Source organism: Rhodovulum visakhapatnamense (genome assembly GCF_004365965.1).
GTDB lineage: Bacteria > Pseudomonadota > Alphaproteobacteria > Rhodobacterales > Rhodobacteraceae > Rhodovulum > Rhodovulum visakhapatnamense.
On the sequence record NZ_SOEB01000010.1, the window covers coordinates 95,583 to 117,075 of the forward strand.

The following is a 21,493-nucleotide window of genomic DNA, read 5'->3' on the forward strand; positions in this document are numbered from 1 at the left end:
GAACCTCCTGCACGTTCGGGCGACTGATAGCAGCCCTGCGGCCGGGGTAAAGGCGCCTCAGCCCTCGGCCAGCACGTCGAGGAAGGCCGCCCCGAAGCGGTCGGCCCGGCGTTCGCCCAGAAGCCGGGTCAGCGTGCCCATGTCCGAGGGCCGGATCTCGGCCAGCTTGGCCACCTGCGAGGCGGTGCAGCTCAGCGGCTTTTCGCAGCCATCCTCGCCCCGGGCGAGCCTGTTCTGCGCGGCCATCAGCCGGTCGTAAAGCGAGGCCGCGCCGCCGCCCGCCAGCTTGCGCCGGGCGGGGTGGGGCAGGTCGGCCTCGGCGCCGGTGATGACCTTCAGGAACTCGGCGCCGTGGCGTTCCAGCTTGGTGGCGCCGACGCCCGAGATCCGCGCCATGGCGTCGAGGCTGGCGGGGCGGGTCTCGGCCATCTCGATCAGGGTTCGGTCGGTGAAGATGATATAGGCGGGCACGCCTGCGGCCTCGGCCAGCGCCCGGCGCTTGGCCTTCAGCGCCGACAGCAGCGGCGCGTCCTCCTCGCTGACCAGCATCTTGACGGCGGGCCGGGCGGCGGCGGCCGCGGCGATGGTGTCGCGGCGCAGCTCGATCGTCGCCTCGCCCTTCAGGATCGGGCGCGCGGCCTCCATCATCCGCAGCGCGCCATGGCGCTCGGGGTCGGGGCGGACCAGATCGCGGCCCATCATCTGGCGAAACACGGCCTGCCAGCCGCGCTTGTCGAATTCGCGCCCGACGCCGTAGGTTGGCAGCTTGTCATGGCCGCGCTCGCGGATCTTGTCGGTCGCGGCCCCGGTCAGGATGTCGATCAGATGGCCGGTCCCGAAATACTCGCCTGTCCGCAGCATCGCCGACAGCGCCTTGCGCACGGCCTCGGTGGCGTCGAACCGCTCGGGCGGGTGGTCGCAGAGATCGCAATGCCCGCAGGGCACGGCCTCTTCGCCGAAATAGCCCAGAAGCGTCTGGCGGCGGCAATCGAGCGCCTCGGCCAGCCCCAGCAGCGCGTTCAGCCGGGCATGATCGGCGGCGCGGCGTTCGGGCGGCGCCGGGCTTTCGTCGATCTGGGTCCGGCGCAGGCGGATGTCGTCGGGGCCATACAGCGTCAGCGTCTCGGCCGGGGCTCCGTCGCGGCCCGCGCGGCCGATTTCCTGGTAGTAGGCCTCGATCGACTTGGGCAGGTCGGCATGGGCGACCCAGCGGATATCGGGCTTGTCGATCCCCATCCCGAAGGCGACGGTTGCGACCACGATCAGCCCGTCCTCGGTCTGGAACCGCGCCTCGACCGCGCGGCGGTCCTGGGCCTCCATGCCCCCGTGATAGGAACAGGCGCTGTGGCCCGCCTGTTCCAGCGCGGCGGCGAGGCTTTCGGTCTTGGCCCGCGTCGCGCAATAGACGATGCCCGACTGGCCCTTGCGGGCGGCGGCATAGGCCAGGATCTGGCGGCGGGGCTGGTCCTTGGGGCTGAAGGCCAGCCGGATATTCGGGCGGTCGAAACCGCGCAGGAAGGTTTCCGGTGCCTCGCCGTCGAACAGCCGGGTGACGATCTCGGCCCGGGTCTCGGCATCGGCGGTGGCGGTGAAGGCCGCCAGCGGCACGTTCAGCGCCCGCCTGAGCTCGCCGATCCGCAGGTAGTCGGGGCGGAAATCATGGCCCCACTGGCTGACGCAATGCGCCTCGTCGACCGCGATCAGCCCGACGCCGATCCGGCGCAGCATGTTGGCGGTGCCGCCCGCGGCCAGCCGTTCGGGCGCCATGTACAGAAGCTTCAGCCGCCCGGCCTCGAGCGCGTCGAATACCGCGCGGGTTTCCTCGTCGGTATTGCCCGAGGTCAGCGCACCGGCCGGCACCCCGGCCTCGGTCAGCCCGCGCACCTGGTCGCGCATCAGCGCGATCAGCGGCGAGATCACCACGGTCACGCCATCGCGCAGCAGCGCCGGAAGCTGGAAGCACAGCGACTTGCCGCCCCCGGTGGGCATGATCGCAAGCGTGTTGCGGCCCGAGGCCACGGCCTCGACGATGTCCTGCTGGCCGGGACGGAAGGCGTCGAAGCCGAAGATCGACTGCAAAAGGGCGTGGGGGCGGTCCATGGTTTCCATGGTATTTTAGGAAAACTGCTCGGTACCATGGACCATCCCATACTAAGACGGGGTGAACAACCCTCGGGGCGCGGCGCCGCCGGTGCCCCGGCCCGCGCTCCGGATGGCCTCAGGCGATCAGACGAAGGCCATCATGTTGTTGGCGATGATGATCCGCAGCGCATAGATCGCGATCAGCACGATCAGCGGCGCCAGATCGAGCCCGCCGGTATTGGGCAGGATGCGGCGCACCGGCGAATAGAGCGGCTCGAGCAGCCGGTTCAGGCCTGACCAGATCTGGCGCACCAGCGGCTGGTAGACGTTGAGCACGTTGAAGCTGATCAGCCAGGACATGATGATCTGGACGATGATGATGAACCAGACGATGTCGAGGATCAGCAGGAGGATCTGGAACAGAGACAGCATGGGCAGGCCTTTCCTGGGGCGGTTGCCCAAGAGGTAGGCGGAGAGGCGCCCATGCGCAACGGGCTTTCCGTCACGCTTTCCGCCGCGAGTCCCTTGACCGCAGCCCCGTGCCGCGCGAGGCAGGGTTGCCTCATGCGCGACGGAGCCTGCCGATGTACCCCTTCTTCCGCCTGTTCAAGGAACTCTACCTGCACCGCAATGCCGAGCCGCTGCCGCTGACCGGCATCCATGTCTCGCGCCATGTCTGCTGGCCCTGGGATCTGGACATGTGGATGGAGTTGAACAACGGGCGGACGCTCACGCTGCTGGATCTGGGGCGGCTGCCGCTGGCGCAGCGGGTCGGGCTGATCGCTGTGCTCAGGCGCGAGCGCTGGTCGCTGACCATGGCCGGGGTCTCGGTGCGCTACCGCCGCCGGGTGAAGATGTTCGACACCTTCGAGATCCGCAGCCGCTGCGTCGGGTGGGATGACAAGTTCCTCTATATCGAACAGGGCATGTGGCGAAACGGCGACTGTGCCAACCACGCGCTGTATCGCGCGGCGGTCACCGACCGGAACGGCATCGTGCCGACGGCACGGATGATGGCGGCGATGGGACGCGAGGTCGCTCCGCCGCCCCTGCCGGACTGGGTGCAGGCTTGGATCGCGGCCGAGGCCGAACGTCCCTGGCCGCCGATGGCCGACTGACCGGACCCGGCCTCCGCCCCGAGAAGACCGATTGCGCCTGACCCGGAAACCCTGTCAGATGAGCGGGTTGCGGGATGGCGGGGCAAGATGGCGGCGATCGATGGCAGGATGGCACAGCGGCGGATCTGGGGCTGGTGGTTTTACGACTGGGCCAGCCAGCCCTATGCGACGCTTCTGCTGACCTTCATCTTCGCGCCCTATGTCAAGGATCTGCTGGGCGACGGCTCGGCGGCGCAGGCGGCCTGGGGCTACGGGGTCGGCGCGGCCGGGCTGATCGTCGCCCTGCTGGCCCCCTGTCTGGGCGCGGTCGCCGACCTGAACGGGCACCGGATGCCCTGGATCGCGCTGTTCTCGGTCTTCTATGTGTTGGGCGCGGCCGGGCTCTGGTTTGCCGATCCGACGGGGTTCAGCCTGCCTTTGATCCTGTGCTTCTTCGGGCTCGGGCTGGTCGGCATGGAATTCTCGGCGATCTTCGTCAATGCCATGCTGCCCGATCTGGGGCCGCGCGACGAGCTGGGGCGGATCTCGGGATCGGGCTGGGCCTTCGGCTATGTCGGCGGGCTGATCGCGCTGGTGCTCACGCTGGCCTTCTTTGCCGAGAACGAGGCCGGACGGACCCTGCTCGGGCGCGCGCCGGCCTTCGGGCTCGACCCGGAAACGCGCGAGGGCACCCGGTTCGTCGGGCCCTTCGTGGCGATCTGGTATGCGGTCTCGATGATTCCGTTCTTTCTCTGGGTGCGCCTGCCGCAAAGCCCGCGCCGCGCGACGCTGCGCCAGGCGCTGGGCCAGGTCGGGCCCGAGCTTTCGGCGACGCTGCGACGTCTGCCGAAGACGCCAAGCCTGTCGGCCTATCTGCTGTCCTCGATGGTCTACCGCGACGCGCTGAACGGGATGTATGTCTTTGGCGGCATCTACGCGGCGGGCGTGCTGGGCTGGTCTGTGGTCGATGTGGGCCTGTTCGGCATCCTCGCCGTGGTGACCGCGGCCCTCGTCGCCTGGCTGGGCGGCAAGGCCGACCGCCGCTTCGGGCCGAAACCGGTGATCCTCGTCTGCCTTGTCGCGCTGATCGCGGCGGCGGTGCTGGCGATCTCGATCTCGCGGACGACGGTTCTGTGGCTGCCGGTGGCGCCGGGCTCGACCCTGCCCGATCTGGCCTATTACCTGGTCGGCGCGGTGATCGGCGCGGCGGGCGGCGCGCTGCAAAGCGCGAGCCGCACGATGATGGTGCGTCAGGCCAATCCGGCGCGGATGACCGAAAGCTTCGGGCTTTACGCGCTATCGGGCAAGGCCACCGCCTTTCTGGCGCCGATGTCGATCGGGCTGGTGACCGACCTGACCGGCTCGCAGCCCGCGGGCATTATCCCCCTGGTTGTGCTTTTCCTGCTGGGGCTCGGTCTGCTAGGCTTCGTCCGGGCAGAGGGCGAACGGGCGGATCGATGGCCAACACCCTGAGCGGAAAGATCCTGGCGCTGGCACTGGCGGTTGCGACCGCTCTGCCGGTCTCGGCGGCGCCGACGGCGGCCTCGCTGTTCGGGGCCGAGAAACGCGCCTCGCGGCAGGCGCCCGCGCCCATCGGCACCTACGCCAGGGGCTGCGGCGCCGGTATGGTGCAGCTGCCCGAGACCGGCCCGACCTGGCAGGCGATGCGGCTGTCGCGCAACCGCAACTGGGGCCAGCCCGAAATGATCGCCTTCATCCAGCGGCTGGGTGGCCACGCTGCCGCCATCGGCTGGAAGGGCATCTATGTCGGCGATATCAGCCAGCCCCGGGGCGGTCCGATGACCAGCGGGCATGCCTCGCATCAGATCGGGCTCGACGCCGATATCTGGATGTTGCCGCCCAGGCGGCTGACCCTGACCCGGGCCGAGCGGGAATCGATCTCGTCGATCTCGGTGCGCTCTGCCGACCAGCGCCGGGTGAACGGCAACTATACCGCCGCGCATGCAGCACTTTTGCGTGCCGCGGCGATGGACCCGGCGGTCGACCGGATCTTCGTCACCGCCCCGGTCAAGATCGAGATGTGCAAGCATGCGACCCGGGCCGACCGCGCCTGGCTGCAGAAGATCCGCCCGCTTTACGGGCATGACACGCATTTTCACGTGCGTTTGAAATGTCCGCCCGGCGCGCGCAGTTGCGAGACCCAGCGGCCCACGGTAGCGGAGCTGTCGAAGGGCGGGGATGGCTGCGACGAGACGCTGACATGGTGGGTGACCGACTATCTCGATCCGCCGAAGAAGGCGGCCCGGCCCGCGCAACCGGCCAAGCCCCAGCCCAGAAAGCGGGGCGCGCGCGAGTTCACCATGACCGACCTGCCCCGCGAATGCCGCGCCGTGCTGGCCTCGGACTGAGCCTCGCCGCCGGTCTTCTGGCCTTGGGCGCGACGGCCCTGTCGCCGCGCGCCGCCCCCGGAACGCGGGCCGAACTGGTCGCCGAGCTGGCCATCGCCAAGACCGCCGCGACGCAGGGGCTTTCGGGGCTCGAGCTTTCGGCCGATGGCACAAGCAGCCGTCTGGTCGCCGACCGGGGCTGGCGGCTGGATGTCACCATCGCCCGCAGGGACGAGATCCCCGTCGCACTGCGGGTCTCGGCGCCGCATCCCCTGACCGGCCCGGACGGGCGCCCGCTGGAAGGACGGGCCGAGACCGATGCCGAGGCGCTGGCCCTGGCGCCAGACGGCACGCTTTACGTGGCCTTCGAGGGCGATCACCGGATCCTGCGCTGGGCGCCGGGCGCGGTGCGCCCCGAGGCGCTGGACCCGCCGCCCGACGCCGCCGCCTATCCCGAGAATGGCGGGATCGAGGCGCTGGCGCTGGGCCCGGACGGCGCGCTTTACGCCATTCCCGAACGCTGGACGGAGGACGGCGCGATCCCGGTCCACCGCCATGACGCCCGGGGCTGGACCCGCGCCGCCAGCTTGCTGCCACAGGGGCGGTTTCACCCCTCAGGCGCGGATTTCGGCCCCGACGGGCAGCTTTATCTTCTGGAACGCGCCTTCGACGGGCCGTTCGGCTTTCGCAGCCGGGTCCGGCGCATCGCGCTGGGACCCGACGGCGCGACCGAAGACAGCGTCCTGCTGGAAACCGGGTCGGGCCGGCACGGCAATCTGGAAGGGCTGGCGGTCTGGCGCGACAAGGCCGGGGCGATCCGGCTGAGCCTGGTCAGCGACGACAACGGGCTGGCGATCCAGCGCAACCAGTTCGTCGAATACCGGGTTGTCAGCGGCGCGGCGGGGCTGTAGGAAACCGCGTCCGCCGGGCGTCCCGCGCGGACCAAGTCTCCGCGACCTTGCCAAAACGGAACCCGCAGCATGACCCGTCTTCTTCCCGGCATCCTTGCCATGGCCGCCATCGTCGTGGCCTCGAATATCCTCGTCCAGGTGCTGTTCGGCCAATGGCTGACGCTGGGCGCCTTCACCTATCCGCTGGCCTTTCTCGTGACCGACGTGATGAACCGCGTCTATGGCGTGGCCGCCGCCCGCCGCGTGGTCCTGGCGGGCTTCGTGGTGGGGGTGATCTGCTCCTTCATCGGCACCCAGATCCAGGGCGAGTTCGGCCCGATCGTCACCCTGCGCATCGTCATGGGGTCAGGCCTGGCCTTCCTCTGCGCGCAACTGCTGGACGTGGCGGTGTTCGACCGGCTGCGCGCGGGCCGCTGGTGGCGGGCGCCGCTGGCCTCGACCCTGATCGGGTCGAGCGTCGATACGCTGGTCTTCTTCAGCGTCGCGTTTTCCGGAACGCTCAGCATGCTGGAGCCCGCCAATGACGTGTCCTGGGCGGGTGAGATGCTGCCGCTTCTGGGGGTCGGACCGCAGGTGCCGCTGTGGGTTTCGCTGGCGCTGGCGGATTGGTGCGTGAAACTTGCCCTCGCCTTGATCGCGCTTGTGCCATTTCGCTTAATTGTTAGGCGTATGACCGCACAGCTTGCGTGAATTAACTGGACTTATACCAGATCTGTGGCAGGCTGAACTCAACGGCAACAGCAGAAAGGAGGTGGTCCAGTGTCTAGAGTGATATTGGAGAAGGGTCTTGGAACAGTCAGGGGGGCCGTGGTCTGAGGGCAATCCCTGAGACTGAAATCTTCTGATTGGGCCCACGCTCTAACCGGGCCATCTCCGTAGCTCTCGGGGCCGTTCGCAAGAACGGCCCTTTCCGTTTCGTCCTCTCGGCCCATGATGGGGCAGGCCGGGGCCGTCATGCTCTTGCGTCCTGCGACCACCGCGATAGGGTCCCCCCATGCTGCGCATCACCGATACTGTCGCCCTTGCGGACTGGGAACTGACCGAGGTGTTCTCGCGCTCCTCCGGCCCCGGCGGGCAGAACGTCAACAAGGTCTCGACCGCGGTCGATCTGAGATTCGAGGCCGAGCGGTCTCCGAACCTGCCCGGCCCGGTCAAGGCGCGTCTGAAACGGCTGGCGGGGCGGCGCTGGACCCAGGATGGCGCGGTGCTGATCCGGGTCGAAGAGACCCGCAGCCAAGCCCGCAACCGCGAGATTGCCCGCGAGCGGCTGGCCGAGCTGATCCGGAAGGCGCTGGAAAAGCCCAAACGGCGGGTGCCGACCCGGCCCACGCTGGGGTCGCAACGTCGGCGGCTTGCGGCCAAGAAGGAACGCGGCGCGGTCAAGGCGCTGCGCGGTACCATTGCACCGGACGACTGAGCTACGTCCCGGCTGTGATGCGGCTTGGTCTCAGTCTACCGGATTGCACCGGTACTTCCGGGCCGGATTGGTCTCTGCCGCCCGGCTTGCGATTTCAGCGCACGCGGCGGCGTCGCCGGGGTCCGCGACTCCGAAAATGAGGGCAAGCTTCTCCCAGTGTCCGAATACGTTCTGCATCTCCAGCCAGCACCCTCCGTCGGTCAGAGGACTGGTTCGGGCAAACGCGATGAGCGCGCCGAGGTCGTCTTCCTGGTCGTCTGCCGGCGCAGGCAGTGCCTGAAGGAAGATCAGGGCTATAAGTCCAGCGTGAATTCTCATTCTTGGCCTCCTCTTCCTATGCCTTTCTAGCCGGATTCGGATGGCTTATGCCGGAGTTGGTATTGGACGGTCCGAGGGAGTTAGGAAACGAACTCGTCCCGGGCGTAGCCCTGCAGGTACAGCAGCGCGGTCAGGTCGCCGTGATTGACCCGAAGCTCGCATTGGGCCGCGACCGAGGGCTTGGCATGCAGCGCGACGCCCGCGCCCGCCAGCCCCAGCATGCCCAGATCGTTCGCCCCGTCGCCGACGGCCAGCGCGTCCTCCAGCCCGATCCCAAGCCGGGCCGTGACCTCGCGCAGCGCCTCGACCTTGGCCTCGCGCCCCAGAATCGGCTCGGCCACGGTGCCGGTCAGGTGCCCGTCCTCGATCAGCAGTGTGTTGGCGCGGTACTCGTCGAAACCGAGCGCGGCTCCGACCTTCGAAGCGAAATTGGTGAAGCCGCCCGAAACCAGCAGCGCATAAGCGCCGTTGGCCTTCATCGTGGCGACCAGCACATGGCCGCCCGGCATGAAGGTGATCCGCTCGGCCAGCACCTTGTCGATGACGCGCGCATCGAGCCCCTTGAGCAACCCGACCCGTTCGCGCAGCGCGCCGTGGAAATCGAGCTCGCCATTCATCGCCCGCGCGGTGATCTCGGCCACGCGCGGCCCGACCCCCGCCTCGGCGGCCAGTTCGTCGATGCATTCCTGCTGGATCATGGTCGAATCCATGTCCGCGATCAGCAGCCGCTTGCGGCGGCCCTCGGCGGGCTGGGCCACAAGGTCGATCCCCAGCCCCTGCAGGTCGGCCCAGACCTCGCGGAAATTGCCGGGCAGCGCCGCGACGGCAAACTCGGCGGCAATGCCGGGGGCCAGCCAGATCGCCTCGCCGCCGCCCCAGGCATCCCGAAGCGATTCGACGGTGCCGCGGTCGAGGGACGCGCGCGCGGGGTTGGTCAGAAGCGTGACGACAGGCATGGGGCAGGTTCCGATCGGCTGCTGGGCGCCGCAAAAGCGCGGTCGCGGGCCGGAATAGCCCAGCTCCGGGTCGTGCGCCAGAGCGGCGGGGGCGCACCCGGCATCGCCGATCAGGTCGCGAGGAACTTCAGCCCCTGGGTCACGTCGGTGCGCACCGCCAGCTGCAGCGCGGGTTCGTCCCCGACCCGAAGCGCGGCGAGGATCATCCGGTGATGCTGCGGCGGCTCGGTCCGGCCGAGGCGTCCGTAGAACGACCGCATCGTCGGGCCAAGCTGCAGCCAGACCGTCTCGGCGATGGCCAGCATCGCGGGGGCCTGGGCGCGCAGGTAAAGCGCGCGGTGAAATTCCAGGTTCTTCTGGATATAGGCGACCGCATCGCCCCGTGCGACGACCTCGCCGATTTCGGCATTGATCTTCTGCATCCGCTCGATCAGCGCGAAATGCGCGCGGGGCAGGGCGCGGCTGGCCAGTTCGGGTTCCAGCAACCCGCGCAGCGAGGCCAGTTCCTCCAGCCGCTCGTTCGACAGCTCGGGTGTCGAGACCCGGCCCGACGAGGACAGCGTCAGCGCGCCCTCGGCCACGAGCCGCCGCACCGCCTCGCGGGCAGGGGTCATCGACACGCCAAAGCTCTTGCCGATCCCCCTCAGCGTCAGGGGCGCGCCGGGGGCCAGTTCGCCATGCATGATCTGGGTCCGGAGCGTGCGGTAAAGACGCTCATGGGCCGCAGAGACGGTCTCGCCGGGGCGGGTCTGGATCAGCATGGGGGCGATAGTGCTGCCGCGCGGGGCCGGGCGTCAATCGCCGAAACGCACACGGTGAAGCGCCGCGCCATTGGCCCTCAGCCAGGCGCGGGGCGCTTCATAGCCCGGCATCAGCCGCGCGACCACGGCCCAGAAGGCGGGCGAGTGGTTCATCTCGACCAGATGCGCCACCTCATGGGCCGCGACATAGTCCAGCACCTCGGGCGGGGCCATGATCAGCCGCCAGGCGAACATCAGATCGCCCCGCGAGGAACAGGACCCCCAGCGCGACCGGGCGTCGCGAAGCGTGAGCCGCCGGTAGGACAGCCCCAGCGCGGCGGTATAGCCGTCGGCCGCCGCCGCCAGACGCGCCCGCGCCCGGGTCTTCAGGAAGGCCTGCACCCGGGCGGGCACCTCGGCCGCGGGGCCGGGCACGGCCAGCGTCCCCTCGTGCAGCCGCGGCGCCCGGCCGCTGCCGGGCACCAGCGCCAGCGCGCGGCCCTCGTAGGGCACCGTGCCGCCCGCGCGCACCACCTGATCCTCGGGCCGCGCCGACAGGTGCCGGCGGATCCAGGCTTCCTTCTCGCGGACGAAGGCCAGCCCGTCGGCCTCGGGCGCGCGCTGCGGCAGGGTCAGCGTCACCCGTCCGTCAAGCTGCGAGACGCGCAGGGAATAGCGCCGCGCCCGCGCCGAACGGCGCAGCGTGACCTCGAGCGGCGGATCGCCGGGAATGCGGGTGATGCTCATCTCTGCCTCGTCTTTTCCTGCGAGCATATCAGCCGAAAAGGGCTTTGACACGTGGGGGGACTTATGGCACGTGGCTGCAACCGCAAAGCCGTGACCCCTGTGAGAGGATGCCCATGCCCAAGGAAGAATGGGGCGTTAAGCGCGTTTGCCCGCACTGCTCTACCCGATTTTACGATCTTCAGCGCGACCCGATGACCTGCCCCTCCTGCGGTCACAGCTTTTCCGCGGAAAGCCTGACCACCGGCAAGCACCGCACGCTGATCGCCGAAAAGGCCGCGCCCGCCAAGGCGCGCGATGAAGACATCGACACCGATGACGACATCATCGATGACGAGGACGACAGCACCGATGTCGATCTGGGCGACGATGTGCTCGAGGACGACGACGACGACAACGTCTCGCTCGACGATATCGCCGACATGTCCTCCGAGGACGACGACGAGACCTGATCCTTCGGCCGGGCGGCCCTGCGGGGCCCCGCCCGGCCCGCCGGAACGGGCAGGGGCCGCGGGCCGGGCGACGGAACCGTCCGGCAGGCATTGCCTGCACCGGACCATTCCGCCCCCGAAATCCCTGCGCCGCCGGACCTGAGGGGCCTCCCGAGGCGCCGGGCGGTCAGTCGTATTTCCGGGTATCCTCGATCACCAGCCCGTCATTCGGAAGGCTTCCCGGCGCGACCAGCTCGATCTCTGCCTTCAGCTTGAGCACGGCGGCCACCGAGGCCGCGTAGGGCGCGGGGTCGGTCGCCTCGGTCTCGATCCGCACCGTCATCATGTCCTTCTCGCCCGCGCGCCCCGCCACGACCCGCGCTTTCGCGACGTCGGGATGACGCGCGACCAGATCGGCGACCTGCTCGGGGCGCACGAACATGCCCTTGATCTTGGTGGTCTGGTCGGCCCGGCCCATCCAGCCCTTGATGCGCATGTTGGTGCGGCCGCAGGGCGAGAGGCCCGGCAGCACCGCCGACAGATCGCCGGTCGCGAACCGCACCAGCGGATAGTCGGGGTTCAGCGCGGTCACCACGACCTCGCCCACCTCGCCCTCGGGCACGGGATCGCCGGTGCCGGGGCGCACGATCTCGACGATCACGCCCTCGTCGACGATCATCCCCTCCATCGCCGGGCTTTCATAGGCGACATTGCCCAGATCGGCGGTCGCATAGCATTGCAGGCAGGCGATGCCGCGATCCGCATATTCCTGGCGCAGCGACGGGAACAGCGCCCCGCCCGACACGACGGCGCGCTGGATGCGCGAGAGGTCCATGCCCAGCTCGTCCGCCCGATCGAGCAGCACCTTGAGGAAATCGGGGGTGCCGGCATAGGCGGTCACGCCCACGTCATGGGCGGCGCGCACCTGCAGATCGGTCTGGCCGGTCCCCGCGGGCAGGACCGCCGCGCCGACCGCCCGCGCGCCGTTCTCGAACATCATCCCGGCGGGGGTCAGATGATAGCCAAAGCAGTTCTGGACGATGTCGCCCTCGCCGATCCCGGCGGCATAGAGGAAGCGCCCCAGCCGCCACCAGTTGGTGCTGACGCAGCCCGGTTCGTAGATCGGACCCGGCGACTGGAAGATATGGTCGAACTGATGCTGGCCCCAGGCGGTGTAGCCGCCCAGGGGGGCCTCGGCCGATTGCGCGGCCACCAGCTCGGACTTGCGCAGGACCGGCAGCGCCGCCAGCGCCTCGCGCGAGGTCACGGTCAGCGGGTTCACCTCGGCCAGCGTCGCGGCATAGCCGGGCAGCGCGCGCGCGGCCGCGATCAGCGTCGGCAGGCACTCGGCCAGCGAAGCGGCCCGCGCGTCCGCCGAGCGGGTTTCGAGATCGTCGAAATGGACGGACATAAGCACTCCTTCGGTCACTCTTTCCGGTCTGCGAGGGCAGCGTGGCCCGACGAGTGCCTTTTCGTCAACTCAGCCAGCGCTTGCGGCGACGATACGACCGTACGTCACGAAAGCTCTTGCGGCCCTGATCTGACATCCCGAGATAGAATTCCTTGACGTCCGGGTTCTCGCGCAGATCCGCCGCCGGGCCGTCCATCACGATGCGGCCGGATTCGAGGATATAGCCGTAATGGGCATAGCGCAGTGCCACGTTGGTGTTCTGCTCGGCCAGAAGGAAGGTCACGCCCTCGTTCTCGTTGACCGATTTCACGATCTCGAAGATCTGTTCGACCAGCTGCGGCGCCAGCCCCATCGAGGGCTCGTCCAGCAGGATCATCTGCGGCCGGCTCATCAGCGCCCGGCCGATGGCGACCATCTGCTGCTCGCCGCCCGAGGTATAGCCCGCCTGGCTTTTCCGCCTTTCCCTCAGGCGCGGGAAATAGCCATAGACCATCTCCAGGTCTGCCTGGATCGCGGCGCGGCCGTCGGTGCGCGTGTAGGCGCCGGTCAGCAGGTTTTCCTCGACCGTCAGATGCTCGAAGCAGTGCCGCCCCTCCATCACCTGGATCACGCCCGCCTTGACCAGATCGGCGGGGTTCAGGTCCTGCACGCGCGTCCCGCGATAGAGGATCGAGCCCTTGGTGACCTCGCCGCGTTCCGACCTGAGCAGGTTCGAGATGGCCTTCAGCGTCGTGGTCTTGCCCGCGCCGTTGCCGCCCAGAAGCGCCGTGATGCCGCCCTGCGGCACCGACAGCGACACCCCCTTCAGCACCAGGATGACGTGGTTGTAGATCACCTCGATATTGTTGACCTCAAGCAGGGTCTCGCCCTGCGGCGCGGCATCGAACATCGGCGTTTTCCTTGTGGGCCAAGCCCCCGGCCGGGTCGCGGCCGGGGGCGGACAGGGCTTAGTCGCAGCGCGGCGCGATGCCGTTCTCGGCCGCGAAGGCCGCGGAATCCGCCTCGACCAGCGGCGCGATCACCTCGGCATCGGGGGCGATGAAATCGGTCAGCGGCACCCATTTCTTGTCGCCCGCGTTCCACTGCTGGACGATGGCCATGCCCGACCCGCCGTGATCGGCGCAGCTCACGGAGAATTCCGGGCCGATCCCCGGCATGCCCAGCGCGTCCATCCTGGCGGCGGTCATCTCCAGATGCTCCATCCCGTCGCGCATCATCGCCGCGTCGATCTGGGCGGTGCCGGTCATTTCCTGCGCGGTTTTCGCCGCCTCGACCGCCAGCATCGCCGCATACATGCCACGCGTATAAAGCACCGAGCCCACATTGGACCCGTCGCCCGCCGCCAGCCCCTTGTCGACGACATGGGTGCGGATATCGGCGAAGACCGGGTAATCGACCACCCGGTTCATGTTCAGCGCCTTGTAGCCGTCGGCGGCCATGCCCGCGGGGGTCACGTCATGTTCGGCCCCGGCCCACCAGTTGCCGATGAAATGGTCCATCGGGAAGCCGATGTTGGCGGCCTCCTGGATCGCGACCTGGTTCATCACGCCCCAGCCCCACATCACCACGACATCGGGCCGTTCGCGCCGGATCTGCAGCCATTGCGACTTCTGTTCCTGGCCGGGGCTGTCGACCGGGATCAGCGTCAGCTTGAAGCCGTGCTTCTTCGACAGCGCCTCCAGCGTCGGGATCGGTTCCTTGCCATAGGCCGAGTTGTGATACAGCAGCGTGATCTTCTTGCCCTCGAGGCTGCCGCCGTTCTCGTCCATCAGGTACTTGATGACGACCGAGGCCCCGTCCCAGTAATTGGCGGGATAGTTGAACACCCATTCGAAGACCTTGCCATTGGCGGCCGAGGTGCGGCCATAGCCCATGGTGTGCAGCGGAATGTGATCGGCCTCGACCTTCGGGATCAGCTGATAGGTGATGCCGGTGGACAGCGGCTGGTAGATCAGCGCGCCGTCGCCCTTGGTGGCCTCGTAGCACTCGACCCCCTTCTCGGTGTTGTAGGCGGTCTCGCATTCGGGCACCCGGGCCTTGACCCCGCCGATGCCGCCGTCGCGTTCGTTCATCAGGGTGAAGTAGTCCTGATAGCCGTCCGAGAAGGGAATGCCGCCCGCCGCGAAGGGGCCGGTGCGGTAGCTGAGATCGGGGAAGACCAGATCGGCCAGGGCAGGGCCCGCGGCCAGGGCCGCGCAAAGCGCAAGCGGTGCCAGTCGTGTCGTCATGTCGTCGTTCCTCCCTTGAAAATGCGTGCCGGGTTGGCCCGGTCGGTCGCGCGTGTCGTGCCCGTCAATGCGGGAATGGCCAGAGCCTCAGCTTTTCCTTTCCGATCCGCCAGAGCTGCGCCAGCCCGTGCGGCTCGGCGATCAGAAAGCCGATGATCAGCGCCCCCACGATCATCAGCTGGACATGGGCGGTCAGATCGGTGGGCCATCCCAGCGTGCCCACCAGCACGTTCTTCAGCAGAACCGGCAGCAGCACCAGGAAGGCCGCGCCCGCGAAGCTGCCGAAGATCGAGCCGAGCCCGCCGATGATGATCATGAAGAGGATGAGAAAGCTCTTCTGTATGCCGAAGGCCTCGCCGACCTCGACCGCGCCCAGATAGACCGCGAAGAACAGCGCGCCCGCGATGCCGATATAGAAGGACGAGACCGCAAACGCCGTCAGCTTGGCCTTGAGCGGGTTCACCCCGATGATTTCGGCCGCGATATCCATGTCGCGGATCGCCATCCAGGACCGCCCGACCGTGCCCCGCGTCAGGTTGCGCGCGGCCCAGGCCAGCACGACGGCGAAGACGAGACAGATCATGTATTGCGCCCAGGCCTCGACGCCGGGGCCTGTGACCGGCAGGCCGAAGACGCTGCGCGCGGGCGCCGAGATCTGCCCCGAGGCCGAATAGTTGTAGAACCACGGCACCTTGTTGAAGAGCCAGACCAGGAAGAACTGCGCCGCCAGCGTCGCGACCGCGAGATAGAAGCCCTTGATCCGCAGCGAGGGCAGGCCGAACAGCACCCCCACCGCCGCCGTGACCAGCCCGCCGCCCAGGATGCAGACGACGATGTTGAGGTCGGGAAAGGCGGTCATCAGCTTGTAGCAGGCATAGGCCCCCACCGCCATGAAGCCGCCGGTGCCCAGCGACAGCTGCCCGCAATAGCCCACAAGGATGTTCAGCCCGATGGCGGCGATGGCATAGATCAGGAAGGGCACGAAGATCGCGCTGGCCCAGTAGTCGTCGATGACGAAGGGCACGACCGCGAAGGCCAGCACCAGCACCGCGTAATAGCGGTAGCGGTCGAACCCGATCGGAAAGGTCTGGCTGTCGTCCCGGTAGGACGTCTTGAAATCGCCGGCCTCGCGGTAGAACATTCAGTCGACCTCCCTGGCATCTTTTGGAAAATCCCCTTCGGGCGGAACCAGACAGAAGCGGTGCCCGGTGGGCGCCTGCATCACCACCCAGTCCTTGATCCGCGTTATCTCGACCGCGCCGAGGCCGGTCAGACGGGCGCATTCGGCCTCGATATCGTCGGTCTCGATGTCGAGATGCACGCGGGGGTCGTGGCCGACCGCCTGCAGGATCACCTGCGGCGCGGCGGGCGGGCCACTGAGCTGGGCATAGCGCCCGTCCTCGACGAGCGCACCCTCGCGCCCCAGCGCCGCCGACCAGAAGGCCAGTGCCGGACCCAGATCGTCGGTCTGGCAATCGATGCAAAGGCCGCCGATCCGGGTCCGGTGAGTCACAGCGGCCTCCGCACCCGGGCGACGCCCATGGGCATCGTCCTGATGACCGGCCGCTTGCCGCGGACCAGCCGCACCCAGCACAACATGCCGGCCACGAAGCCCGCGAAGGACAGCAGGCCGTAGATCACCGACATCCATTCGGCGTCGTTCGACGAGGCCACGGCAAGATAGGCGAACGCATAGAAGAACCCCCAACCGATCACACAGGCAATGGCATAGAGCTTTTGCATGTCAGACCCTTTCGATGATCCTCTCTCCGAACAGGCCCTGCGGCCTGAACACCAGAAAGACTAGCGCCAGCACATAGGCGAACCAGTTCTCGGTCGCGCCGCCGATCATCGGGCCGACCGTGAATTCGAACAGCTTCTCGCCGACCCCGATGATCAGCCCGCCGACGATGGCGCCCGGGATCGAGGTGAAACCGCCCAGCATCAGCACCGGCAACGCCTTCAGCGCGATCAGCGACAGGCTGAACTGTACACCGGACTTGGCGCCCCACATGATGCCCGCGACCAGCGCGACGATGCCCGCGATGGACCAGACCAGCACCCAGATGAAGCGCAGCGAGATGCCGACCGACAGCGCCGCCTGATGATCGTCGGCCACCGCCCGCAGCGCCCGGCCCTGCTTGGAAAACTGCGAGAACAGGGTCAGCGAGATCACCAGAACCGCCGCGACCAGCGTCGCCACGATGTCGAGCCTGTCGATGAAGAAGCCGTAGAACTCGTCGCTGCCCCAGCCCGCGGTGGCCTGTTCAAGCCAGGCGCTGCCGCCCTGTGGCAGCCCCACATCCAGCGTCTTGATGTCGGCGCCCCACATGATGTCGCCGAACCCTTCAAGGAAATAGGCCAGCCCGATGGTCGCCATGAACAGGATGATCGGCGCCTGGTTGACCAGATGCTTGAGGATCAGCCGCTCGATGGCGATGGCCAGCAGCACCATCACCCCCACCGTCAGCACGATCGCCACCACCGCCGGAAGCTGCCAGCCGAAATGATGCAGATCGGTGCCGAGCGCCGCGTTGATCAGATGGGCGAAGGGCACCTGTCCCTCCTGCAACCCCACGAGCGTCAGCGCCGCGAACAGCGCCAGCACCCCTTGCGCGTAGTTGAAGATGCCCGAGGCCTTGAAGATCAGGACGAAGCCCAGCGCCACCAGCGCGTACAGCACGCCCGCCATCAGCCCGTTGATCATCACCTCGACAGCGTAAAGCAGATCAGTCATGGGCCACCCCCAGATAGGCGTCGATCACGTCCTTGCTGGCGCGCACCTCCTCGGGCGGGCCGTCGCCGATCTTGCGGCCGTAATCCATCACCACCACCCGGTCGGACAGGTCCATGACCACGCCCATGTCATGCTCGATCAGCACGATGGTGGTGCCGAATTCGTCGTTCACATCGAGGATGAAGCGCGACATGTCCTCCTTCTCCTCGACATTCATCCCGGCCATGGGTTCATCCAGCAGCAAGAGCCGCGGCTCGGCCGCCAGAGCCCGGCCCAGTTCCACCCGCTTCTGCAAGCCGTAGGGCAGACGGCCCACCGGGGTCTTGCGGATATGCTGGATCTCGAGGAAGTCGATGATCTTCTCGACCGCCTCGCGGTGCGCGCTTTCCTCGCGCTCGGCCGGACCCCACCACAGCGCCTGGGACAGCAGCGAGGATCTCATCCGGGTGATACGCCCGGTCATGATGTTGTCGAGCGTCGACATGCCGGAAAAGAGCGCGATGTTCTGGAAGGTCCGGGCGATCCCCTGCCGCGCGACCTTGTAGGGGCGCATTGGCGGACGCCGCGCGCCCTCGAACCAGACCTCGCCCTCGGTTGGCCGGTAGAAGCCCGAAATCACGTTCAGCATCGAGGACTTGCCCGCGCCGTTCGGGCCGATGATGGCGCGGATCTCGCCCTCGCGGATATCGAAGGAGATGTCCTTGATCGCGACCACGCCCCCGAAGCGGAGCGTGATGTTTCTCAGCTCCATCAGCACCGGGCCGATGGCGCGGCCATCCTCGGTCACATGCGACGGGGTGGGGGGCGGAGGCACCATCCGGTTCATATCGCCGCCAGGAGTTTCGCCATCGCCATGCGGACGCCCGAACCCAGCACGGTGGCGGCGCCGTAGACGAAGACCATGGTCACGAGATTGGCCAGCCCGTAGCGCAGCGCATGCGACAGCGGCGCGAGGCGGCCGCCTTCGGGCGTCGGCGGTTCCTGCGGCACCCGGATCTGGGCGAAGACCGCCAGCGCCAGCGAAAAGACCGCGGCCAGGGCCCAGAAACCGGCGCCGAGGGCCACCATCGCGGTCAGCAGGGCGAAGCTTGCCCAGAGCACGTCCTTCTGGGCCCGTCCGAACGGGATCTGCCAGTCGAGCGAGGGCATCGGGATCGTAGGTCGGTTCTCGGTCATTCCGCGGCCACCTTCCTCGGGAATTCTGCCGGGAAGCTGCGCGCGTCCCGGATCTTGAGCGTGGCCCGGATGCGCCCCTTGCGCCCGTCCTCGTAGGTCACCTCGGTTTCGGTGTATTTCTCGGCCGAGCCGTCATAGAGCGCGGCCACCAGATCGGCGAATTTTTCCTCGATGATGCGGCGGCGGACCTTGCGGGTGCGGGTCAGCTCGCCGTCATCGGCGTCAAGCTCCTTGTGCAGCACCAGAAACCGGCGGACCTGACAGCCCGACAGCATCTCGTCCCCGGCGAGCGAGCGGTTGACCTCCTCGACATGCGACTTGATCGTCTCAAGGACGCGGGGGTGGCCCGCGAGTTCCTGATAGGACGCATAGGCGATGTTGTTGCGCTCGGCCCAGTTGCCGACCGCGGTGAGGTCGATGTTGATGAAGGCGGTGCACATCTCGCGCCCGGCGCCGAACACCACCGCCTCGAGGATGTCGGGGAAGAACTTCAGCTTGTTCTCGACATATTTGGGCGCGAAGAGCGCGCCATCGGCCATCCGGCCCACATCCTTCGCGCGGTCGATGATCCTGAGATGGCCGCTGGCCTCTTCGAAGAAACCGGCATCGCCGGTTGCGACCCAGCCCTCGGCATCCTTGGTCGAGGCGGTGCTTTCGGGGTTCTTGTAATATTCGACGAAGGTGCCGGGGCTGCGATAGAAGACCTCGCCGCTCTCGCCGATCTTCACCTCGACCCCGGGACTCGGTACGCCGACCGTGTCGGACCGGACCTGCCCGTCGGGCTGCTGGGTGATGAAGACCGAGGCCTCGGTCTGGCCGTACAGCTGTTTCAGGTTGATCCCGAGCGAGCGGTAGAAGTCGAAGATCTCGGGGCCGATGGCCTCGCCCGCCGTATAGGCCACCCGGATGCGCGACAGGCCCAGCGTGTTCTTGAGCGGCCCGTAGATCAGCACCTCGCCGGTGCGGTAGTCGAAATAGTCGCGCAGCGGCTTGGGATAAAGGTTCAGCAATGGCCCCCGCGCTTGGTAGTGCTTTCGCGCCTCCAGCGGGTGGCGCAGCCGCACGAAGAAGCCGCGCACCGCGTTCTCGGCCAGGGTCTCGATCGCGAATCCGATGCCCATCGCATAGCGGTAGACCCAGCGCACCCGGCGCCTCAGCGTCGGGCGCGACTGCTTGCGGCGATAGCGCGGCATCCCGAAGCGTTCGCCGGTGCCCTTGGCGAAGTCCATGAAATGCCTGAACAGCGCGTGCTTCAGATCGCCCGCATCCTCCATCCGGATCATCACGCTGGTCAGCATGGTCTCGAAGATCCGGGGCGGCGCGAAGAAATAGGTGGGCCCGATCTCGCGCAGGTCGGTCATCATCGTGTCGGGGCTTTCGGGGCAGTTGACGCAGAAACCCGCGACCATGGCCTGACCGATGGAGAAGATGAAATCGCCGACCCAGGCCATCGGCAGATAGGCCAGAACCTCCTCGTCCTGACCCAGATGGTCGAAGGCGACCGAGGCCTTCGCGGTCTCGATGATGTTGCGGTTCGACAGCACCACGCCCTTGGGCTTGCCGGTGGTGCCCGAGGTGTAAAGCATGACGCACGTCGTGTCCCAGGTCTGCTCGGCGATGCGCGCGTCAAGCTCGGGTTCCAGCCGACGATGCGCCGCGCGGCCCTCGTCGCCGATATCGTGCAGCCAGTTCAGATGGCTGTGGTCGTATTTCCGCATGCCGCGCTTGTCGTTGTAAAGCACATGCTCGACGCCGGGCGCGCGGTCGCGGATCTCGATGACCTTGTCGACCTGTTCCTGATCGCCGCACACGACGAAGCGGGCGCCGCAATGGTCCAGCACATAGGCCATCTCTTCGGCCACCGCGTCCTGATACAGTGGCACCGGCACCGCGCCGCACATCTGGGCGGCCACCATCGCCCAGTAATGCGCGGGCCGGTTGCGGCCGATCACGGCGACATGGTCGCCCCGCGCCATCCCCAGCGCCAGAAAGCCCAGCGCCATGGCGCGGATCTCGTCCGCCGCCTCGGCCCAGGTCCAGGCCTGCCAGATCCCGAATTCCTTCTCGCGATAGGCCGGGCGGTCGCCGTAAAGCGCGACGTTGCGCGCCAGCAGCGCCGGAATTGAACAGGGATCGTGCGCAGACGCGCCAGGTGCCGCCAAAGGTCGTCCTCCCCCCTTCGCCAGACCCCGGACCTGCCCGCGTTGCCCGCGGGTCTGTCCGGGTCCGGCCTGCGCGCCCCGACCGAGCGGGCCGCAGCGACGAGGCCGGATGGTCCGGCCGCATCGACTGCGTTCCTGCGCATGGTTTCCTCATCGCGCCCGGACATAAGGCCCCGTTGGGCCCCCCTCCACATCCGGGCGTTGATGGCAGATTTGCGCAAGCCCAAACCCGGGTCAAGGGAAAGGTTGGATAATTGCGCGAGGCGGGCAGGGGTGGGAAATTTTGCTTTCCGTAACGGGAGGATGGCCCGCCCGGGCGGGTGCGGTGCACCAGTGCTGAAGACGCGGTGCCGGGCCGGTGCCTAGCGGTCGAAGAAATCCTCTTCGACATCGGCCGGGCTGATCCCGATGGCTTCAAGCCCGGCTTCGAGATAGTCGGCAAAAAGCGGCATGTTCACGAGATAGTCCTCGGTCGGCGTGGTCGCCTCGGCCTTGGCGGTCTCGATCGCCTCTTCCAGCTCGTCCGCGTCGAAGGTTTCGCGGCCGATCCAGGTCAGCGCCACAAGGCTTGCCTTTTCGTCCTCGTTCATCGCCGCGATGAAGCCGCGCAGCTCGGCCTCGCCCAGGCGTTTCTCGCGGGCCTGAAAGATCACCTGCACCACCTTGCTGGGGCTGATTTCCAAGAGCTCTTCCATGGGTCGTCTTCTCCTCCGGCACGGGCGCACAGTGTCGCCT

At 67.7% G+C, this 21,493-nt stretch carries 24 protein-coding genes; 7 read left to right on the top strand and 17 right to left on the bottom strand.

The features are described from left to right. Positions 1–57: 57 nt before the first annotated feature. Together recQ and EV657_RS10860 are read right to left on the bottom strand one after the other, a co-directional pair. A complete protein-coding gene (gene recQ, locus EV657_RS10855) occupies positions 58–2,100 on the bottom strand; it encodes a DNA helicase RecQ (RefSeq protein ID WP_208323255.1) in 2,043 nt (680 codons plus the stop codon). 126 nt (positions 2,101–2,226) lie between these two features. Then, positions 2,227–2,514 (bottom strand): YggT family protein, encoded by a 288-nt coding sequence (locus EV657_RS10860; RefSeq protein ID WP_075783868.1) that lies wholly within the window; start codon positions 2,512–2,514, stop codon positions 2,227–2,229. Between the two features lie 152 nt (positions 2,515–2,666). Here EV657_RS10860 and EV657_RS10865 point away from each other — a divergent pair, with 152 nt between their 5' ends. The 6 genes from EV657_RS10865 to arfB all read left to right on the top strand — a co-directional run bounded on the left by EV657_RS10865 (position 2,667) and on the right by arfB (position 7,855). After that, a complete protein-coding gene (locus tag EV657_RS10865; protein ID WP_134077884.1) occupies positions 2,667–3,200 on the top strand; it encodes an acyl-CoA thioesterase in 534 nt (177 codons plus the stop codon). An 87-nt stretch (positions 3,201–3,287) separates the two neighbouring features. Beyond that, complete coding sequence (locus tag EV657_RS10870) at positions 3,288–4,652, top strand: MFS transporter (protein WP_243837555.1); 1,365 nt, start codon at positions 3,288–3,290, stop codon at positions 4,650–4,652. Then, positions 4,637–5,548: a penicillin-insensitive murein endopeptidase gene (mepA, locus tag EV657_RS10875; RefSeq protein WP_075783866.1), complete on the top strand. Its 912-nt coding sequence runs from the start codon at positions 4,637–4,639 to the stop codon at positions 5,546–5,548. The genes EV657_RS10870 and mepA overlap by 16 nt, the downstream gene beginning before the upstream one ends. Continuing rightward, positions 5,521–6,438 (top strand): esterase-like activity of phytase family protein, encoded by a 918-nt coding sequence (locus EV657_RS10880; RefSeq protein WP_134077885.1) that lies wholly within the window; start codon positions 5,521–5,523, stop codon positions 6,436–6,438. The genes mepA and EV657_RS10880 overlap by 28 nt, the downstream gene beginning before the upstream one ends. 69 nt (positions 6,439–6,507) lie before the next feature. Next, positions 6,508–7,128, top strand: a complete 621-nt coding sequence (locus tag EV657_RS10885) for a queuosine precursor transporter (protein ID WP_134077886.1) — start codon at positions 6,508–6,510, stop codon at positions 7,126–7,128. A gap of 304 nt (positions 7,129–7,432) precedes the next feature. After that, positions 7,433–7,855: an alternative ribosome rescue aminoacyl-tRNA hydrolase ArfB gene (arfB, locus tag EV657_RS10890; RefSeq protein WP_108028290.1), complete on the top strand. Its 423-nt coding sequence runs from the start codon at positions 7,433–7,435 to the stop codon at positions 7,853–7,855. 30 nt (positions 7,856–7,885) lie between these two features. Here arfB and EV657_RS10895 read toward each other — a convergent pair whose 3' ends face one another. The 4 genes from EV657_RS10895 to EV657_RS10910 all read right to left on the bottom strand — a co-directional run bounded on the left by EV657_RS10895 (position 7,886) and on the right by EV657_RS10910 (position 10,610). Beyond that, positions 7,886–8,173, bottom strand: a complete 288-nt coding sequence (locus EV657_RS10895) for a hypothetical protein (RefSeq protein ID WP_134077887.1) — start codon at positions 8,171–8,173, stop codon at positions 7,886–7,888. Between the two features lie 80 nt (positions 8,174–8,253). Further along, entirely contained in the window at positions 8,254–9,129 is an 876-nt protein-coding gene (gene serB / locus EV657_RS10900) for a phosphoserine phosphatase SerB (RefSeq protein WP_134077888.1), read from the bottom strand. A gap of 110 nt (positions 9,130–9,239) precedes the next feature. Then, positions 9,240–9,890 carry a GntR family transcriptional regulator gene (locus EV657_RS10905; RefSeq protein ID WP_134077889.1) on the bottom strand — a complete coding sequence of 217 codons (651 nt, stop codon included), beginning with the start codon at positions 9,888–9,890 and terminating at the stop codon, positions 9,240–9,242. A gap of 33 nt (positions 9,891–9,923) precedes the next feature. Next, a complete protein-coding gene (locus tag EV657_RS10910) occupies positions 9,924–10,610 on the bottom strand; it encodes a M48 family metallopeptidase (protein WP_165828088.1) in 687 nt (228 codons plus the stop codon). Positions 10,611–10,729: 119 nt separating this feature from the next. Here EV657_RS10910 and EV657_RS10915 point away from each other — a divergent pair, with 119 nt between their 5' ends. After that, a complete protein-coding gene (locus EV657_RS10915) occupies positions 10,730–11,065 on the top strand; it encodes a TIGR02300 family protein (RefSeq protein WP_075783858.1) in 336 nt (111 codons plus the stop codon). Positions 11,066–11,231: 166 nt separating this feature from the next. Here EV657_RS10915 and EV657_RS10920 read toward each other — a convergent pair whose 3' ends face one another. The 11 genes from EV657_RS10920 to EV657_RS10970 all read right to left on the bottom strand — a co-directional run bounded on the left by EV657_RS10920 (position 11,232) and on the right by EV657_RS10970 (position 21,453). After that, positions 11,232–12,455 carry a phenylacetate--CoA ligase family protein gene (locus EV657_RS10920; RefSeq protein WP_134077890.1) on the bottom strand — a complete coding sequence of 408 codons (1,224 nt, stop codon included), beginning with the start codon at positions 12,453–12,455 and terminating at the stop codon, positions 11,232–11,234. A 64-nt stretch (positions 12,456–12,519) separates the two neighbouring features. Further along, positions 12,520–13,344: an ABC transporter ATP-binding protein gene (locus EV657_RS10925; protein ID WP_075783856.1), complete on the bottom strand. Its 825-nt coding sequence runs from the start codon at positions 13,342–13,344 to the stop codon at positions 12,520–12,522. A 58-nt stretch (positions 13,345–13,402) separates the two neighbouring features. Further along, positions 13,403–14,683: an ABC transporter substrate-binding protein gene (locus EV657_RS10930; RefSeq protein ID WP_075783855.1), complete on the bottom strand. Its 1,281-nt coding sequence runs from the start codon at positions 14,681–14,683 to the stop codon at positions 13,403–13,405. A 64-nt stretch (positions 14,684–14,747) separates the two neighbouring features. After that, positions 14,748–15,824 (bottom strand): branched-chain amino acid ABC transporter permease, encoded by a 1,077-nt coding sequence (locus EV657_RS10935; protein WP_075783854.1) that lies wholly within the window; start codon positions 15,822–15,824, stop codon positions 14,748–14,750. After that, complete coding sequence (locus EV657_RS10940; RefSeq protein ID WP_075783853.1) at positions 15,825–16,196, bottom strand: VOC family protein; 372 nt, start codon at positions 16,194–16,196, stop codon at positions 15,825–15,827. It lies immediately after the preceding gene. Next, positions 16,193–16,426 carry a hypothetical protein gene (locus tag EV657_RS21875; protein WP_113669160.1) on the bottom strand — a complete coding sequence of 78 codons (234 nt, stop codon included), beginning with the start codon at positions 16,424–16,426 and terminating at the stop codon, positions 16,193–16,195. The genes EV657_RS10940 and EV657_RS21875 overlap by 4 nt, the downstream gene beginning before the upstream one ends. 1 nt (position 16,427) lies before the next feature. After that, positions 16,428–17,420, bottom strand: coding sequence for a branched-chain amino acid ABC transporter permease (locus tag EV657_RS10950; protein ID WP_113669161.1), 993 nt, complete (start codon positions 17,418–17,420; stop codon positions 16,428–16,430). Further along, entirely contained in the window at positions 17,413–18,237 is an 825-nt protein-coding gene (locus tag EV657_RS10955) for an ABC transporter ATP-binding protein (protein WP_113669232.1), read from the bottom strand. The genes EV657_RS10950 and EV657_RS10955 overlap by 8 nt, the downstream gene beginning before the upstream one ends. A gap of 5 nt (positions 18,238–18,242) precedes the next feature. Next, a complete protein-coding gene (locus EV657_RS10960) occupies positions 18,243–18,596 on the bottom strand; it encodes a hypothetical protein (protein WP_134077891.1) in 354 nt (117 codons plus the stop codon). Next, positions 18,593–20,758 (bottom strand): AMP-binding protein, encoded by a 2,166-nt coding sequence (locus EV657_RS10965; protein WP_134077892.1) that lies wholly within the window; start codon positions 20,756–20,758, stop codon positions 18,593–18,595. Before EV657_RS10965 ends, EV657_RS10960 begins: the two co-directional genes overlap by 4 nt. Positions 20,759–21,120: 362 nt before the next feature. Beyond that, positions 21,121–21,453: a DUF3775 domain-containing protein gene (locus EV657_RS10970; protein ID WP_075783848.1), complete on the bottom strand. Its 333-nt coding sequence runs from the start codon at positions 21,451–21,453 to the stop codon at positions 21,121–21,123. Positions 21,454–21,493 lie beyond the last annotated feature (40 nt).

Excerpts from the sequence above, each read along its gene's own strand:
- recQ (WP_208323255.1), bottom strand. The coding sequence starts at position 2,100 with ATGGACCGCCCCCACGCCCTTTTGCAGTCGATCTTCGGCTTCGACGCC.
- EV657_RS10950 (WP_113669161.1), bottom strand. The coding sequence starts at position 17,420 with ATGACTGATCTGCTTTACGCTGTCGAGGTGATGATCAACGGGCTGATG.
- EV657_RS10935 (WP_075783854.1), bottom strand. The coding sequence starts at position 15,824 with ATGTTCTACCGCGAGGCCGGCGATTTCAAGACGTCCTACCGGGACGAC.
- EV657_RS10925 (WP_075783856.1), bottom strand. The coding sequence starts at position 13,344 with ATGTTCGATGCCGCGCCGCAGGGCGAGACCCTGCTTGAGGTCAACAAT.
- EV657_RS10860 (WP_075783868.1), bottom strand. The coding sequence starts at position 2,514 with ATGCTGTCTCTGTTCCAGATCCTCCTGCTGATCCTCGACATCGTCTGG.
- EV657_RS10920 (WP_134077890.1), bottom strand. The coding sequence starts at position 12,455 with ATGTCCGTCCATTTCGACGATCTCGAAACCCGCTCGGCGGACGCGCGG.
- EV657_RS10970 (WP_075783848.1), bottom strand. The coding sequence starts at position 21,453 with ATGGAAGAGCTCTTGGAAATCAGCCCCAGCAAGGTGGTGCAGGTGATC.
- EV657_RS10905 (WP_134077889.1), bottom strand. The coding sequence starts at position 9,890 with ATGCTGATCCAGACCCGCCCCGGCGAGACCGTCTCTGCGGCCCATGAG.
- EV657_RS10960 (WP_134077891.1), bottom strand. The coding sequence starts at position 18,596 with ATGACCGAGAACCGACCTACGATCCCGATGCCCTCGCTCGACTGGCAG.
- EV657_RS10915 (WP_075783858.1), top strand. The coding sequence starts at position 10,730 with ATGCCCAAGGAAGAATGGGGCGTTAAGCGCGTTTGCCCGCACTGCTCT.
- EV657_RS10895 (WP_134077887.1), bottom strand. The coding sequence starts at position 8,173 with ATGAGAATTCACGCTGGACTTATAGCCCTGATCTTCCTTCAGGCACTG.
- EV657_RS10880 (WP_134077885.1), top strand. The coding sequence starts at position 5,521 with ATGCCGCGCCGTGCTGGCCTCGGACTGAGCCTCGCCGCCGGTCTTCTG.
- mepA (WP_075783866.1), top strand. The coding sequence starts at position 4,637 with ATGGCCAACACCCTGAGCGGAAAGATCCTGGCGCTGGCACTGGCGGTT.
- EV657_RS10865 (WP_134077884.1), top strand. The coding sequence starts at position 2,667 with ATGTACCCCTTCTTCCGCCTGTTCAAGGAACTCTACCTGCACCGCAAT.
- serB (WP_134077888.1), bottom strand. The coding sequence starts at position 9,129 with ATGCCTGTCGTCACGCTTCTGACCAACCCCGCGCGCGCGTCCCTCGAC.
- EV657_RS10955 (WP_113669232.1), bottom strand. The coding sequence starts at position 18,237 with ATGGTGCCTCCGCCCCCCACCCCGTCGCATGTGACCGAGGATGGCCGC.
- EV657_RS10930 (WP_075783855.1), bottom strand. The coding sequence starts at position 14,683 with ATGACGACACGACTGGCACCGCTTGCGCTTTGCGCGGCCCTGGCCGCG.
- EV657_RS10885 (WP_134077886.1), top strand. The coding sequence starts at position 6,508 with ATGACCCGTCTTCTTCCCGGCATCCTTGCCATGGCCGCCATCGTCGTG.
- arfB (WP_108028290.1), top strand. The coding sequence starts at position 7,433 with ATGCTGCGCATCACCGATACTGTCGCCCTTGCGGACTGGGAACTGACC.
- EV657_RS21875 (WP_113669160.1), bottom strand. The coding sequence starts at position 16,426 with ATGCAAAAGCTCTATGCCATTGCCTGTGTGATCGGTTGGGGGTTCTTC.
- EV657_RS10870 (WP_243837555.1), top strand. The coding sequence starts at position 3,288 with ATGGCGGCGATCGATGGCAGGATGGCACAGCGGCGGATCTGGGGCTGG.